This window comes from Hydrogenophaga sp. L310 (assembly GCF_055703065.1).
The window spans coordinates 1-14,325 of record NZ_JBVPZA010000018.1 but is presented as its reverse complement, the minus strand read 5'-3'; the positions used below and the strand labels follow the sequence as shown (position 1 = coordinate 14,325).

12 protein-coding genes and 2 pseudogenes are annotated in these 14,325 nt (G+C 64.9%); 11 read left to right on the top strand and 3 right to left on the bottom strand.

Features of this window, described 5'->3' with window-relative positions:
• Positions 1 to 3 precede the first annotated feature (3 nt).
• Entirely contained in the window at positions 4 to 408 is a 405-nt protein-coding gene (locus AC0GNO_RS21010) for an HIT family protein (RefSeq protein ID WP_472889749.1), read from the bottom strand.
• Between the two features lie 97 nt (positions 409 to 505).
• Between AC0GNO_RS21010 and AC0GNO_RS21005 the strand changes: the two genes are divergently transcribed.
• The 5 genes from AC0GNO_RS21005 to AC0GNO_RS20985 all read left to right on the top strand — a co-directional run bounded on the left by AC0GNO_RS21005 (position 506) and on the right by AC0GNO_RS20985 (position 6,048).
• A complete protein-coding gene (locus AC0GNO_RS21005; protein WP_472889750.1) occupies positions 506 to 1,348 on the top strand; it encodes an alpha/beta hydrolase in 843 nt (280 codons plus the stop codon).
• Positions 1,349 to 1,504: 156 nt separating this feature from the next.
• Positions 1,505 to 2,761, top strand: coding sequence for a Bcr/CflA family efflux MFS transporter (locus tag AC0GNO_RS21000; RefSeq protein ID WP_472905374.1), 1,257 nt, complete (start codon positions 1,505 to 1,507; stop codon positions 2,759 to 2,761).
• Positions 2,751 to 3,737, top strand: a complete 987-nt coding sequence (miaA, locus tag AC0GNO_RS20995) for a tRNA (adenosine(37)-N6)-dimethylallyltransferase MiaA (RefSeq protein WP_472905373.1) — start codon at positions 2,751 to 2,753, stop codon at positions 3,735 to 3,737. The genes AC0GNO_RS21000 and miaA overlap by 11 nt, the downstream gene beginning before the upstream one ends.
• Positions 3,734 to 4,408, top strand: a complete 675-nt coding sequence (locus tag AC0GNO_RS20990; RefSeq protein WP_472889753.1) for an ABC transporter ATP-binding protein — start codon at positions 3,734 to 3,736, stop codon at positions 4,406 to 4,408. Before miaA ends, AC0GNO_RS20990 begins: the two co-directional genes overlap by 4 nt.
• Complete coding sequence (locus tag AC0GNO_RS20985; protein WP_472905372.1) at positions 4,405 to 6,048, top strand: alpha-D-glucose phosphate-specific phosphoglucomutase; 1,644 nt, start codon at positions 4,405 to 4,407, stop codon at positions 6,046 to 6,048. The genes AC0GNO_RS20990 and AC0GNO_RS20985 overlap by 4 nt, the downstream gene beginning before the upstream one ends.
• Before the next feature lie 97 nt (positions 6,049 to 6,145).
• On the opposite strand, the gene AC0GNO_RS20980 is transcribed toward AC0GNO_RS20985, so the two are convergent.
• Positions 6,146 to 7,483, bottom strand: coding sequence for a DUF2254 domain-containing protein (locus AC0GNO_RS20980; RefSeq protein WP_472905371.1), 1,338 nt, complete (start codon positions 7,481 to 7,483; stop codon positions 6,146 to 6,148).
• A gap of 239 nt (positions 7,484 to 7,722) precedes the next feature.
• Between AC0GNO_RS20980 and AC0GNO_RS20975 the strand changes: the two genes are divergently transcribed.
• The 5 genes and pseudogenes from AC0GNO_RS20975 (at position 7,723) to AC0GNO_RS20955 (ending at position 12,584) form a co-directional block, all read left to right on the top strand.
• On the top strand, positions 7,723 to 7,965 hold the full coding sequence (locus tag AC0GNO_RS20975) for a hypothetical protein (protein ID WP_472905370.1): 243 nt from the start codon (positions 7,723 to 7,725) through the stop codon (positions 7,963 to 7,965).
• The gene (locus tag AC0GNO_RS20970) at positions 7,943 to 8,152 is read left to right on the top strand and encodes a hypothetical protein (RefSeq protein ID WP_472905369.1); all 210 of its coding nucleotides are present in this window, start codon (positions 7,943 to 7,945) and stop codon (positions 8,150 to 8,152) included. The genes AC0GNO_RS20975 and AC0GNO_RS20970 overlap by 23 nt, the downstream gene beginning before the upstream one ends.
• A 241-nt stretch (positions 8,153 to 8,393) precedes the next feature.
• Positions 8,394 to 11,300 carry a cation-translocating P-type ATPase gene (locus AC0GNO_RS20965; RefSeq protein ID WP_472905368.1) on the top strand — a complete coding sequence of 969 codons (2,907 nt, stop codon included), beginning with the start codon at positions 8,394 to 8,396 and terminating at the stop codon, positions 11,298 to 11,300.
• 83 nt (positions 11,301 to 11,383) lie between these two features.
• Positions 11,384 to 11,533 (top strand): annotated as a pseudogene (locus tag AC0GNO_RS20960) (heavy metal-binding domain-containing protein); the annotation flags it as partial.
• A 604-nt stretch (positions 11,534 to 12,137) separates the two neighbouring features.
• Positions 12,138 to 12,584: a DUF2846 domain-containing protein gene (locus AC0GNO_RS20955; protein ID WP_472905367.1), complete on the top strand. Its 447-nt coding sequence runs from the start codon at positions 12,138 to 12,140 to the stop codon at positions 12,582 to 12,584.
• Between the two features lie 315 nt (positions 12,585 to 12,899).
• On the opposite strand, the pseudogene AC0GNO_RS20950 reads toward AC0GNO_RS20955, so the two are convergent.
• Positions 12,900 to 13,019, bottom strand: a pseudogene (locus AC0GNO_RS20950) (helix-turn-helix domain-containing protein); the annotation flags it as partial.
• 374 nt (positions 13,020 to 13,393) lie between these two features.
• Between AC0GNO_RS20950 and AC0GNO_RS20945 the strand changes: the two are divergent.
• Positions 13,394 to 13,966: a hypothetical protein gene (locus tag AC0GNO_RS20945; RefSeq protein ID WP_472905366.1), complete on the top strand. Its 573-nt coding sequence runs from the start codon at positions 13,394 to 13,396 to the stop codon at positions 13,964 to 13,966.
• The last annotated feature ends 359 nt before the right edge of the window (positions 13,967 to 14,325 follow it).

The window sequence follows — 14,325 nt, the reverse complement described above, 5'->3', positions numbered from 1 at the left end:
CCATCACAACTGGATGCGCGCTGCCAGCGCCTGCAGGTCGGCCAGCGGCGGGTCCTTGCGCGGCCACACCAGGCCCACACCATCGTCCGCATGGCGCGGCAACACGTGCACGTGCACATGGGGCACGGTCTGCCAGCCATCGGGTTTGTTGGTTTGCAACAGCGTCATGCCGGTCGGCCGAAACTCGGCCTGAACGGCCTTGGCGATCCGCGTGGCCACCGCAAACAGGTGGGCGGCGTCGACCTCGTCGAGCTCCATCACGGTCTCCACCTGGCGCCGGGTCGCCACCAGCACATGACCCGGATTGATCTGGCCGGCGTCCATGAAGGCAATGACCTGTTCGTCCTCATAGACGATGGCCGCCGGGATCTCACGGCGGATGATGCGGGTGAACACACTGTCGGTCATGGGCTTGTCGTCCGGTAGGCTGTGGCGCAGCGGGTGCTCCGCCGACCTGGTTCATTCTGCCTTGAACTTTCCGGAGCGGGTCGCATCACTCCTTGCCATGAAGCGCCTTCTCATCGTCCTTTTCGCCGCAGCCGCCGTGCTCACCGGCTGTGCCACGCTCGACCAGCGACAACGCGCCTGGATCTTCCAGCCCTCGGACCGCAGCTGGTGGGGCGGTCAGGAGGCGGCCACGGGCATGGACGCCGTCTGGATCGATTTCCAGTCGCGCGAATCCGGCCAGCCGGTGAAACTGCATGGGCTCTGGCTCGCGCACGAGGATTTCACGACCCGGTCCGACGCCCCGGTGCTGCTCTACCTGCACGGTGCGCGCTTCAACGTGGTCGGCTCGGCCTTCCGGGCGCGCCGCATGCAGGAGCTGGGCTTTTCGGTGCTGGCCATCGACTACCGCGGTTTCGGCAAGAGTTCGCCGGGGCTGCCCTCGGAAACCATGGCCTACGAAGACGCCCGGGCCGCCTGGGACTGGCTCGGAAAGCAGTACCCCGGTCGCCCGCGCTACATCTTTGGCCACTCGCTGGGTGGCGCCATCGCCATCGACCTCGCGGCCCAGGTGACCGACGAAGCGGGCACGCTGGTCGAAGGCAGTTTCACCTCCATCCCCGACGTGGTGAGCACCTTCAAGTGGGGCTGGCTGCCGGTGGGACCGCTGATCACCCAGCGTTTCGAAGCGGTCAAGCGCGTGCCGGACATCGGCTCACCGCTGCTGGTGGTGCATGGCGGCTCGGACCGGCTGATCCAGCCCGAGCTCGGGCGCCGCCTGTTTGAGGCCGCCACCGGGCCCAAGACCTTCGTGCTGGTCGAGGGCGGCTCGCACCACAACACCAACTCGGTGGGACAGCCGCAATACCGGGTGGCACTGGCTGAGCTGTTCGGATTGGAATAGAACACCCCTGCCGCGCTTCGCGCGACCCCCTCAAGGGGGCGGCACTGGCCGTCTGGCAGAGCCAGCCCGGCGGTGCCCTGAGTGGCGTTGTTTCAGGCTTCGGGGTGGCGCTCTGGCAACCTGTCGGCCCGGTGCGCATCTGCTACCCTCGACTGGATGTCCGCCAAGCCCCCTTCCATGTCGCCCGGCCTGATCGTGCTGGTGCTCTCGCTGCTGCTGGGTCTGCAACCCGTCACCACCGACCTTTACCTCCCCGCCCTGCCCGCCATGACCCAGGGCTTTGGTGCGGCGATGTCGCAGGCCCAGCTCACGCTGACCGCGCTGCTGCTGGCTTTCGGCCTGTCGCAGATGGTCTGGGGCCCGCTGTCGGACCGCTTCGGCCGCCGGCCGGTGCTGCTGGTGGGCATGTTGCTCTACGTGGTGGCCTCGGTGGGCAGCACGTTTTCTGCTTCGATGGACCAGCTCATTGTCTGGCGCGCGCTGCAGGGCGTGGCGATGGGCGCGGGCGTGATGTGCGCACGCGCCATCGTGCGCGATCTCTACGCACCGGTAGACGGTGCCCGCATCATGTCCAAGGGCCTCACCGGTCTGGGTGTGATCGCCTGCGCGAGCGCGCCGCTGGGCGGCCTGCTGGCCGAATACCTGGGCTGGCGCGTGGCGCTGATGGCGCTGGCGGTGTTCGGCGCCGGCACGCTGCTGGTGGTGGCGCTGCGTTTCGAGGAAACCCTGGCGCAGAAAAACCCGCGCGCACTGGAACCGGTCACGCTGCTGCGCACCTGGTGGGCCATCCTGCAGAACCCCACTTTCTGGGCCTTCACGCTGCTGGCCACCACATCCTACGGTGGCCTGTTCACCTTCCTGGCCGCGTCTTCGTTCGTCTTCATCCAGGTGCTGGGCCTGTCGCAGCCGGCCTACGGACTGGCCATGTTCACCATGTCGCTGAGCTACATCGCCGGCACCTTCATCTGCCGCCGGCTGCTGCCGCGCTACGGCGTGCGCAAGACGGTGGCGCTGGCGGGCGCCTGCACCCTCACCGCCGGCACCAGCATGGGCCTGCTCGCCCTCGCGGGCGTGCAGCACGTGGCCGCCATCATGGTGCCGTTCTACGGCTTCATGCTGGCCCACGGCGTGCACCAGCCCTGCGGTCAGAGTGGCGCCGTCGGGCCGTTCCCGCAGGCCGCGGGCGCGGCTTCGGCGCTCAGCGGTTTCATGATGATGATCGCTGCCTTCTTCATGGGCGGCTGGCTCGGCAAAAGCCTGGCCGCCCAGCCCGACAGCGTGCTGCCGCTGACCAACGGCGTCTGGTTCTGGAGCGTGCTGATCGCGGCCACGGCCTGGACGCTGGTGCAGCGCTTTGGTGAGGTGAAGACGCCACCGGTGCACACCAACGCCGGAGCGACGAATGCCAGCTGATCGGCCGCGCTGCCTGGCCATCGCCGGGCCCACCGCGAGCGGCAAGAGCGCGGCTTCGCTGGCCATCGCACAGCGCTGGCCGGTGGAGATCATCAGCGTCGATTCGGCCCTGGTCTACCGCGGCATGGACATCGGCACCGCCAAGCCCACGCCCGACGAGCTGGCCCAGGTGCCGCACCACCTGATCGACACCCTCGACCCCCTGCAGGCCTACAGCGCCGCCGGCTTCGTGTCCGACGCCACGCGGCTGATCGGCGAGATCCAGGCGCGCGGGCGCACGCCGCTGCTGGTGGGCGGCACCATGCTGTATTTCAAGGCGCTGATGCAGGGCCTCAATCAGATGCCCCGCGCCGACGCCGCTGTGCGCCAAGGCATCGAAGCGCGCGCCACCCAGCTCGGCTGGCCCGCGCTGCACGCCGAACTCGCGCGGGTGGACCCGGTGACGGCGTCCCGCCTGTTCCCCAACGACTCGCAGCGCATCCAGCGCGCGCTGGAAGTGTTCGAGGTTTCGGGCCAGCCGATCTCGGCCTTCCAGACCGGGCCGGACGAGACCACGCCCACCAGCCCGATCGCGCCCGGCGCCCTGCTCTCGCTCGAACCGCAGGACCGCGCCTGGCTGCACGCGCGCATCGCCCAGCGTTTCGACGCCATGCTGGCGGCGGGCTTCCTGGACGAGGTGCGTGCACTGCGCGCGCGCGGCGACCTGCACCCCGACCTGCCGTCCATGCGCTGCGTCGGCTACCGCCAGGCCTGGGAGGCGCTGGACGCCCACGGTGAAACACCCGGCGCGCCCCAGCTCGCCGAACTGCGCGACCGCGGCGTCTTCGCCACGCGCCAGCTGGCCAAACGCCAGATCACCTGGCTGCGCTCCATGCCGGAACGCGTGGTCGTGGCCTGCGACGCGTCCGATGCGCTGGCACAGGTGCTGCAATGGGCCAGCCGCTGGCTGGATGGGCCAGCCAGGGAGACCGCATGACCCTCGTCATCCACAACCTGAGCAAACGCTACGGCGACACGCCCGTGTTCAGCCAGGTGAACCTGCGCGTCGAGCCGGGCGAGTTCATCGCCATCGTCGGCGAATCCGGCGTGGGCAAATCCAGCCTGCTCAACTGCATGGCCGCGCTGGACGACTGGAGCGAGGGCACGATCACGCACGACGGCGTGGACCTGGGGCAGCTGGGCGAGGTGCAGCGCGCGCACTGGCGGCGCGAAAAGCTCGGTTTCGTGTTCCAGGCGTTCCACGTGCTGCCGCACCTGGACGTGGCGCAGAACGTGGGGCTGCCGCTGCTGCTGCTGAAGCGCCCGGACCCGGCGCGCGTGGCGCAGATGCTCGAAGCGGTGGGCCTGGGCGGACTCGGCGAGCGCCTGCCGGCCCAGCTCTCCGGCGGGCAACTGCAGCGCGTGGCGATCGCGCGCGCCCTGGTGCACCGCCCCAGCCTGCTGCTCGCCGATGAACCCACCGGCAACCTCGACCCTTCCACCGCGCGCCAGGTGATGGGTGTGCTGGAACAACAAGCCCGCGACAGTGGTGCAGCGCTGGTGCTGGTGACGCACTCCGAAGCGGCCGCTGCGCGGGCGCAGCGCGTGCTGCAACTCACCGCGACGGGCTGCCATACCCTCCCCTCGAAAAACCAGGAACCGCCATGACCCTCCAGTCCCTGCCCACCACCCCCTTCGCCGGCCAGCTGCCCGGCACCTCCGGCCTGCGCAAGAAGGTCACGGTGTTCCAGCAGCCGCGCTACCTCGAGAATTTCGTGCAGGCGCTGTTCGATGTGCTGCACGGCGAATACCAGCTGGCCACCGGCCAGACCCTGGTGCTGGGTGGCGACGGGCGTTTCCACAACCGGGCCGCGGTGCAGACCATCCTGAAGATGGCCGCGGCGCGCGGCTACGCGCGCGTGCTGCTGGGCCAGGGCGGCATCCTGTCGACGCCCGCCGCGAGCGCGGTGATCCGCCGCCACCAGGCGAGCGGCGGCATCATCCTCTCGGCCAGCCACAACCCCGGCGGCCCCGACGGCGATTTCGGCATCAAGTACAACGCAGCCAATGGCGGCCCCGCGCCCGAGAAACTGACCCAGGCGATCTACGAGCGCACCCAGGTCATCGAGCGCTACCAGATCAGCGACGCGGCCGACATCGCCATCGACATGCAGGGCACCCAGCAGATCGAGGACATGACCGTCGAGGTGATCGATCCGGTGGCAGACCACGCGGCCGTGCTGCGCAGCCTGTTCGACTTCGACGCCATCCGCGCGCTGTTCGCCCGCGGCTTCCGCCTGCGCTACGACGCCATGTGGGCGGTCGGCGGCCCCTACGCCAAGGCCATCATCGAAGGCGAACTCGGCGCGCCCGCCGGCACCGTGGTGCACGCCGAGCCGCTGGAAGATTTCGGCGGCCTGCACCCCGACCCCAACCCGGCCTACGCCGACGACCTCGTGGCCCACCTCATGGCGGCCGACGCGCCCGACATGGGGGCCGCGTCCGACGGCGATGCCGACCGCAACATGATCCTCGGCCGCTGCTTCCTGGTCTCGCCCTCCGACAGCCTGGCCGTGCTGACGGCCCACGCGACACAGGTGCCCGGCTACGCCCGGGGCCTGGCCGGCGTGGCGCGCTCCATGCCTACCTCCACCGCGGTGGACCGCGTGGCGAAAGCGCTGGACATCGCCTGCTACGAAACGCCGACCGGCTGGAAGTTTTTCGGCAACCTGCTGGACGCGGGCAAGGTCACGCTCTGCGGTGAAGAGAGCTACGGCACCGGCTCGGACCACGTGCGCGAAAAAGACGGCCTGTGGGCCGTGCTGTTCTGGCTCAACCTCGTGGCCGTGACCGGCAAATCGGTGGAAGAGCTGGTGCGTGGCCTCTGGCGAGCGCACGGCCGCTGCGTGTACTCGCGCCACGACTACGACGGCATCGCCACCGAGAAGGCCAACGCGCTGATGAGCGAACTGCGCGCCCAGTTGCCCACGCTGGGTGGCACGGCGGTGGCGGGCCAACCCATCGCCTGGGCCGACGACTTCGCCTACACCGACCCGGTGGACGGCTCGGTGAGCCAGAAACAGGGCGTGCGCGTGGTGCTCGAAGATTCGTCGCGCGTGGTGTTCCGCCTCTCCGGCACCGGCACCGAGGGCGCCACGCTGCGCGTCTACCTGGAGCGCCACGAACCCGATGCCAGCCGCCACGACGTGCCGGCCCAGGAAGCGCTCGCACCGCTGGTGGCGCTGGCCGAAGCCGTGGCCCACATCCGGCAGCACACCGGGATGGACGCACCCACCGTCATGACCTGATACGGGTTCGCATTCAAACGCATAACCGCGTTGGTTGGTTGTCGCGACAGGATGCTTGAGGCTGGTTGCTGCCGGTGAACCAGCTGTGAAGCGTCAGCTAGCCGTGAAGCCTGCGCAACACCTGTGTCGCCGCCATGAAACGCACCTCGACGGCGAGCACATCGTTCGCCTCCGGCACGGCTTCCCGCGCCCCGCGGACGATCATGTCTGCGTGGCGCTGGAGGCAGGCCGTGTCCTGCGGGTGTTGCACGTGGCCGGCGATCTGGGCGATGGCGTCGAGCATGCGGATCGCCACGGCGGGGTTGGACCGGGCGTTTTGTCGGATCTGGTTGAAAGCCAGGTCAACGATGCCGGCAAACGTGGCCCCATGCGCCACCAGCCGCAGCCGCCCTTCGGCGTCGAACCTCAGCGGTGATGGCATGTCGCATCGGGCCAGCCGGCTCAGGGCCGATCCCAGTCGATCCACGCAGGCGACGGCCGTGAACGGGTCGTTGATGCCCGGGGACAGCGCCCGCACCGCGATCTCGACCAACTGGAGGAACGAGAACTCGACATCCTGGGTGGCCGTGCGCTGGTTGCCGAATACAAAAGCGTCGTTCAGCTGATCCACCAGGGCTTCTGTCACACGCTCCCCCGGCCACACCATGACCAACGCCTGGCCATGAACCAGGTAGTGCCCGGGGCGACGCTCCAGCCGCAGCAGCAGGTCTTCCTGGCTGGCCAGCTCCATCAGGGCGTCGGCATCGATCAACTGGAGGTAGCCGTCTTCGAGCGCGCCCACGGGAAGCGCCTCGCGATCGAACGCGGCTGGCAGGCGGGCTTCTCGTGGCGCGTTCGAGGTTTCAGACCCAGGCTGGCCCAACTGGCCGGGAAACAGCCTGCCGATCCCGTCTTCCAGTTCGTGGCCCACCCGGGCCACGACCACATCCGCCTGGATCGAGACCGAGACATGGTGGATGAAGTAGATCAGCACCCCGATGCTGACCATGGCCAGCATCACGCCGATGCTGACGGAGAGATGGGGCACAAAGGCCACCTCGTCGGCGCGCCGGATGGTGCGCAGCACGAGCAGGCAGTACACGAAGGTGGCCACGAAGGTGCCGAGCACCACCTGGTTGGCGGTGTCGCGCATGAAGTTGCGCAGCAGGCGCGGCCCCAGCTGGGACGAGGCGAGCGACATCGCCACCAGCGTCATCGAGAACACCGTCCCGGCGATGGCGATCATCGACCCGGCCACGGTGCCCAGCAGCAGGCTGGCGCCCTCGGCGCCACCGGAGTAGCTCCAGCCCAGGCGCTCCAGCCAGTCGTCACCGACGGCCTTGTCGAGCTCGACGGCGGCGACGGCCAGTGCCACGGCCAGGCAGGCCATGGCCGCCGGCACGAACCAGAAACTGGACCGAAGTGAATCCCAATACGTCAGCAGCAGTGCTTTCAAGATGCCTCGCATCAACCCTTGAGCCTGAAACGCCGGCGCCGAACGGACCATCGGCGGAGTGTGGGCTGAAAGCCCGACGCGCTCTGTTCACTATCGCACAAAGTCACCAACGCAGCGAAGAGGTGGATGGGCGGCGTTGGTGATGGGAATGCCCTGTGCGTCAGCGCACAGACGCCTCACCGACAGCCGCGCATCTTGGAACCTTTCTCCCCTCTCACCGACACCCCGAGGATCCGACCATGAAATTCAAGATACCCCTGCCGTTGCAACAGGAACACGAGGCCCTGCACGAGCGGTTGCGCCTGGCGACACAAGCGGGCGGCGAAGTCGGCGAGGCGGCCAGGACGCTGGCGCAGCTGATGCATCCGCATTTCATCAAGGAACACCAGGGCATCGTCGCCGCATTAAAAACGTTGCGTGATGCCGCAGCGCAAACGGGCCGCAGCGACATCGTCGACCATGCAGACCCCTGCCTTCTTTGACGCCGTGCCGGCGATCTTTGTCGTTGACCCGCTGGCCGACGCGCTGGGTGCGGTCGAGGGCGGGCTGATCGAGTACCGCTATATCGATGCCGCCGCTCGGCGCGCGTTCGCCGACACCTGGCAAGGCTGGGTGCAGGCGCTTGTGATTGACCATGCCGACGATCCGGCGCTGATTGCCACGACATGACGAAGCTGTGTCCGGGTGGAGAGCCGGGTCGATGGTATGGTCTGGGGAATTCCACTGCTTTGTCTGCCAGCACAGCGACGAGGTACCGAAAGTTGCGCATCCCATGCCTTGGTTCGCCGGGCTGGTCATCGAACGGGACATGCCCCCGCTGAGCGCCCACGGGTACCCGCAGCTGCAAATGTCTTGCAAACATCACCGCTGACAGCCGGAGCACCATGCTTCTTCAAACCACAGCCCCAGAGTGCCCCAGGCCAACCCGTCACTGATCGACAGCGCTGATCTGGCCGTGTCGCTCGGCACCGATCTGGAACGCGGCCTGGGCGCCGAAGAGGCTGCCCAACGGCTGCAGGCAGACGGTCCCAACGAATTGCGCGCGGTGCCGCCTGTGCCCATGTGGCGCCGTGCGTTGGCCCAGTTGCAGGACCCCCTTGTCTACCTGCTGGGTGCGGCCGCGACCGTGGCCCTGGCCGCATGGTGGTTCGAAGGCCGTGGCCAGGCCGGTGTGGCCGGCTGGCCACTCGATGCCATCGTCATCGCCGGCGTGGTGGTGCTGAACGCGGTGCTGGGCTGGCTGCAGGAGGCCAAGGCAGCGCAGGCGGTGGCAGCACTGGCGAAGATGACCACCGCCACCTCGGCCGTGCTGCGCGATGGCGCCGTGACCCGGGTGCCCAGCGCCGAACTCGTCAAGGGCGACGTGCTGGTGCTCGCCGAGGGCGACGCCGTGGGCGCCGATGCCCGCCTGGTGCAGGCCGCCGCGCTGAAGCTGCTGGAGGCGCCCCTGACAGGCGAAAGCGAAGCGGTGCTGAAGAATGCGGCACGGCTGCCCGGGCCGGTGGCGCTGGGCGACCGGCTGAACATGGTCTTCAAGGGCACCGCGGTGGCGCAAGGCACCGGGCAGGCCATCGTCACCGCCACCGGCATGCAGACCGAGATGGGCGGCATCGCCACCCTGCTGGACACCACGCCCGACGCACCCACGCCGCTGCAGGTCGAGGTCGCGCACCTGGGCAAGGTGCTGGGGATTGCGGCGCTGGTGATTGCAGCTTTGGTGGTGGTCACGATCCTGCTCATCTCGGACATCCATGGCGTGGCCGATGTGATCACGGTGTTGCTGCTGGGCGTGTCACTGGCCGTGGCCGCCGTGCCCGAGGGCCTGCCGGCCATCCTGTCGGTGGTGCTGGCGATGGGCGTGCGCCGCATGGCGCGCCACCACGCCATCGTCAAGCAACTGGCCTCTGTCGAGACGCTCGGCTCGGCGTCCGTCATCGCGTCAGACAAGACCGGCACGCTGACACGCGGCGAGATGACCGTACAAAGGGTGATGACGGCTTCGGGCCGCAGCGACATCACCGGCGTGGGCTACGCCCCCGAGGGGCGCGCCGAGACGGCGGGTACCGAACTGGCCGAAGGCCCGCTGCGCCTGGAGCTGCAGGCCGTGCTGCGCGGCGGCAGCCTGGCCGGCAATGCCCAGCTGCAGCAGGACGAAACCGGCACCTGGGTGATCCAGGGCGACCCGACCGAGGCCGCGTTCCTGGTGGCCGAACGCAAGCTGGGTGATCCGGCCAAAAGCGAGGCCACGCCCGGGACGGAGGAACGCTTCGAGCGCATCGGCGAAATCCCCTTCACCTCGCAGCGCAAGATGATGTCGGTTCTGCTGGTGGACCATGCCGACGGCGACGCGCATGTGCTCTTCACCAAGGGTGCGCCCGATGAGCTGCTGGCGCATTGCACCCACGCGCGCCGCGGCGAGGACACGGTGGCGCTTGATGCCGCCCTGCACGCGCGGGTGCTGGCCGACGTGGCTGCGATGACCGGTGACGCGCTGCGCACGCTGGCCGTGGCGCGCCGCACACTGGCGCCCGACGCGCAGATCCCGAACGATGCGGATGAGGCGGCTGCGTTTGAGCAGGGCCTGGAATACCTCGGCACCGTCGGCATCATCGACCCGCCGCGCGAGGAAGCGGCCGTGGCCATCGCCGAGGCGCGCCAGGCAGGCATCCGCGTGATCATGATCACCGGCGACCACCCGCGCACGGCGGCGCGCATCGCCGCCGATCTCGGTATCGTCGATGCCGGGGCGCCGGTGCTCACGGGCATCGAGCTCGACAAGCTGGGCGATGACGCCGCCTTCGCTGCCGCCGCGCAGAACACATCGGTGTTCGCCCGCGTGGCGCCTCGGCACAAGCTGCGCATCGTGCAGGCGCTGCAGGGCAGCGGCCAGGTGGTGGCCATGACGGGCGACGGCGTCAACGACGCCCCCGCATTGAAGGCTGCCGACATCGGCGTGGCGATGGGTGTGGCGGGCACCGAGGTGAGCAAGGAAGCGGCCCGCATGATCCTGGCCGACGACCACTTCGCCACCATCGTGCTGGCGGTGCGCGAGGGGCGCGGTGTGCTTGACAACATCCGCAAGTTCCTGCGCTACCTGCTGTCGTCGAACCTGGCCGAGGTGCTGACGGTGTTCGCCGGCGTGGTGGGGGCCGGTGTGATTGGTCTGAAGGCCACGGCCACCGGATCGGGTGGCGCGGTGGTGCTGCCGCTGCTGGCCACACAGATCCTGTGGATCAACCTGATCACCGATACAGGGCCCGCGCTGGCCATGGGCGTGGACCCGATCGCCGACGACGTGATGGCGCGCAAGCCGCGCCCGCGCAGCCAGGGCATTCTGGACAGGGCCATGGCGTGGGGCGTGGTGGAAGGCGGCGTGGTGATGGCGGTGCTGACCCTGCTGACGCTGGACCTGTTCCTGCCCGGCGGGCTGATCGAGCCGGTCGACCGCTGGCTGGGCGCGGGCCCGCACAGCCTGGAACTGGCGCGCACCGCCGCCTTCACGGTGCTGGTGCTGACGCAGCTGTTCAACTGCTTCAACGCGCGCTCGGCCAGCGCATCCGCGTTCCTCGCGCCGTTCTCCAACCGCTGGCTGTGGGCCGCGGTGGCCTTGTCGGCAGCGCTGCAAGTGGCCGTCGTGCACCTGCCTTTTCTCAACCTCGCCTTTGGCACCGTTCCGCTCTCGGCGGGCCAGTGGGGCGTGTGTGTGACGATGGCCAGCGGCGTGCTCTGGTTCAGCGAAGCGCGAAAGCTGGTGCGACGACGCTGGACGCGGCAGGCAACTGCGCCGCCTGTGACAGACAGGGCCGGGTTGAGCTGAAGTGATCATGGTGACAGAAGCACTGAACCCCCATATCCCTCACGCGGGAAACACTCCCGCTGCGCACGAACCGAACGCGGCGGCAGCCCGGACGTGTGTATACCTGCCCGATGCACCCTGAAATTCGGCAGGAACAGCCGGGCAACTGCCCGAAGTGCGGCATGACGCTGGAACCCGTGTTGCCCGCCGTGGGCAAGGACGAAAACAAGGAACTCCTGGACTTCCAGCGGCGCTGAACTGAGTCACTCGCGGACGGCGCTCAGAACAGTAGCGACGGTCGTCACCGGTCGTTCAGTGATCGACCACGCAAGTGACCGCTTCACCGTCAATACCGGGTACTCGCCAGTTGAAGGCATCAAGCCCTTGGTGAGGGACCGGTTTCTGACGGGGCGGAGAGACACTCCCGACCCTGAGCTGACGCACGGACGGCATGCCCAAAGCGGCCATTCATGCAGATCTTTCTTGGGAAATGAACATATGAAAAACAGCGCCAAATAGGCAACATTTTTCTGTCTCAGTTCCGTACACCCAGCGTATCCAGCAGATAACTGCTGGCTATTTTGCACCAAGTGTCTCAAAAGCGTCAGTACTATTGACACAATCGTTGGAACACGTCATCCTCCCCCTGCTCCCTTGCAGGAAAAATGGAGCGCCTCTTTTTGCAGGTTCGCCTGCGAGGTTGGATTTTCAGAGAGCAAACCTGAACCAACCGTGATAACTTACTTTTACTAGGTTTCGTTCCATGGAAAGCCCGATACTCGTTCTCGGGCTTTTATTTTCCAAAGGCGAAAAGTGCATAAGCATCGAACTCTATATTCAATGAATGGATCAATTGAAATGAAATACTTCGCCACATTGATGATTGTCTTTGGACTGGCGGGTTGCGCAGTGGTACCTCACGAGCAATTGGGACTCGACACCACATCGAACTTTCGGTCGCCGCCCCCTGATAAGGCTGGTATTTATGTATACCAGTGGAAGTCCGGAATATTGGGGTCGGCTGCGGATGTCAACTTCGAAATCAAAGGCCAGCCAAAAATCGCCTTGAACACCGGAGAGTATGGTTTCCTTGAATTACCTCCCGGTGAGTATGAGTACAAGTTAAGTGGTGGACTGATCCCGAGTTTTATTCCAGCAAAGTTCGAAGCAGGTCAGAACTACTTCTTTCGAGCGACGCTAGCGAATTTTTCCGATCTATCGTTTTTGATAAGAGATCAGCAGGAGATTAATGATGCCAAGAAAAGCATTCTCAGCGGTCGGTACGAGTTGTACAACGTAGACTAGCTTTTCCGACGAAAATTGCATCCTAATCCTCACTTTATGAATGTTGCATATGACGTAGAAAACTTAGGTCTCACTTGTGAGCCATCTCTATCACTTGTTAGTCCGCTTGGCGTCGGTATTAGTACCGTTGTTCATTGCAACTGATCACAACCTGATAACCTGCTTCTGGTCGGTTCTATTAAACCTGATCACACTATCTATTAGGATGAGCCAAGCGGCTTTGTTTAACGACCGCGAGTTGGTATCCTGCATCAATAAACGTTGGCGATCGCGTTCGCTCCTGATAGGGTTTTATCAATGGGCGGATTCAAGTCCGGAACGACCCAGGACTTGGGCCATGGCTCGAACGCTGTACTTCTGCTGGGCCAGACTGGCCAGGGTCACACGGTCTACAGGCTGGAGCTGTTGATAGCGCTTGGGCGGGGTACTTTGCATCTGCGGACCTTACTCGGTGGCAAGTGTTGCACTTCAGACTTGAATCCGCCAAGCAATTGGTCTTGGAAAAATAAAAGAGGTGCTTTGCGGTGATGTACTTTGGGTGCAGGATCGAGATATTTCGTGATACAGTAAGTATAATAAGTATCCTCGTTCTAATATTGGCGCTGGCGGTATGACAAATGCAACTATTGATCCACCCGAATAGACATCCACATTCTGCTTGGCCAGCAACTCACATACTGCCGCTCGGCATCCATCCACTATTTCTGCCGACGGCCTATCGTGTCTGAAGGCGGAACGGCGAGAAACTTCGAGAATATATTGAGCATCACAAAGTCAATTGTTACCAACAAAACTTGAAATAAGATGCAATGATTAAAGCAATGTTCCGAATCTTTCTCGGACTTTCACTCGTGGCATGCGGCATCGCTCTTGAAGGCCTCTGGCTTGCCTTTTGCTTCGGAACTGTTGTCGTTGGTGTTGTGCTTCTTATATGGTTCACCCCGATTCTTCTGTTTCCGTTTGCGCTCATATCGATACCTGGATGGCGCATTCTTCAGAATGGGATTCATGACCTTAGGCCCATAGACACCAGAATGATCTCTTCTGCAATTGCACCAGTTTTTTCTGCCCAAATCCGGAAGATAGAAGAATCTGGGCAAGCCGCGCCTCTCAACGAATCCGTTCTTTCTTATATCGCGGCTCTATCCTTCGTAGCTAGTCGTCGCAACCTATCGCTACAAGACGTTTTTGAAATAGCCTCAGAGCTTTACGCCGACCCTCAGTACAGGCTTCAAGTTGCAAACTTAAAATACTGTGTCGACTACAGCAATGATCTGAAAGGATTTTGGAGCGAGGCGAGTCGCATGACACCAACCGCTCAGCAAGAGTTGGCGGCAGGAGTTGGACGCGCGCTGATTGAGTTGTCGCAGACAACTGCCTAACCGCTTCTTTCGGCGGAGCATTCTTTCGCAGTCTAATCGAGGCAAAAATGGGGCTAGCACTAGAAATCTCGACAATCTTAGGGGGTATTACCGCTCTTTGGTTCTTCTATGACAAGCGCCATGTAATTTTCGCATGTTTTAAGATTAGGAAATCCACTTCCATCAACCCTTTGGGATTATCAGACGAGTGTTTTGAATTTCTATGTGTAAACCGAAAAGCCCTTCTTGCGAAGGCTCAATGCCGTTTTGCATGGAACTTGACCTTCAACTCCGATGCGTGGTGAGGCCTGCGAAGCGCGGCGCTGCGTGCTCGAACGGGTTGGCTGGAAGGTGCTTGAGCTTGGACAGGCGCAGGTACG

What these genes read in the sequence shown, in the direction of transcription:
- AC0GNO_RS21010 (WP_472889749.1), bottom strand. Translation starts at nt 408, where the DNA reads ATGACCGACAGTGTGTTCACCCGCATCATCCGCCGTGAGATCCCGGCG.
- AC0GNO_RS21005 (WP_472889750.1), top strand. Translation starts at nt 506, where the DNA reads ATGAAGCGCCTTCTCATCGTCCTTTTCGCCGCAGCCGCCGTGCTCACC.
- AC0GNO_RS21000 (WP_472905374.1), top strand. Translation starts at nt 1,505, where the DNA reads ATGTCCGCCAAGCCCCCTTCCATGTCGCCCGGCCTGATCGTGCTGGTG.
- miaA (WP_472905373.1), top strand. Translation starts at nt 2,751, where the DNA reads ATGCCAGCTGATCGGCCGCGCTGCCTGGCCATCGCCGGGCCCACCGCG.
- AC0GNO_RS20990 (WP_472889753.1), top strand. Translation starts at nt 3,734, where the DNA reads ATGACCCTCGTCATCCACAACCTGAGCAAACGCTACGGCGACACGCCC.
- AC0GNO_RS20985 (WP_472905372.1), top strand. Translation starts at nt 4,405, where the DNA reads ATGACCCTCCAGTCCCTGCCCACCACCCCCTTCGCCGGCCAGCTGCCC.
- AC0GNO_RS20975 (WP_472905370.1), top strand. Translation starts at nt 7,723, where the DNA reads ATGAAATTCAAGATACCCCTGCCGTTGCAACAGGAACACGAGGCCCTG.
- AC0GNO_RS20970 (WP_472905369.1), top strand. Translation starts at nt 7,943, where the DNA reads ATGCAGACCCCTGCCTTCTTTGACGCCGTGCCGGCGATCTTTGTCGTT.
- AC0GNO_RS20955 (WP_472905367.1), top strand. Translation starts at nt 12,138, where the DNA reads ATGAAATACTTCGCCACATTGATGATTGTCTTTGGACTGGCGGGTTGC.
- AC0GNO_RS20945 (WP_472905366.1), top strand. Translation starts at nt 13,394, where the DNA reads ATGATTAAAGCAATGTTCCGAATCTTTCTCGGACTTTCACTCGTGGCA.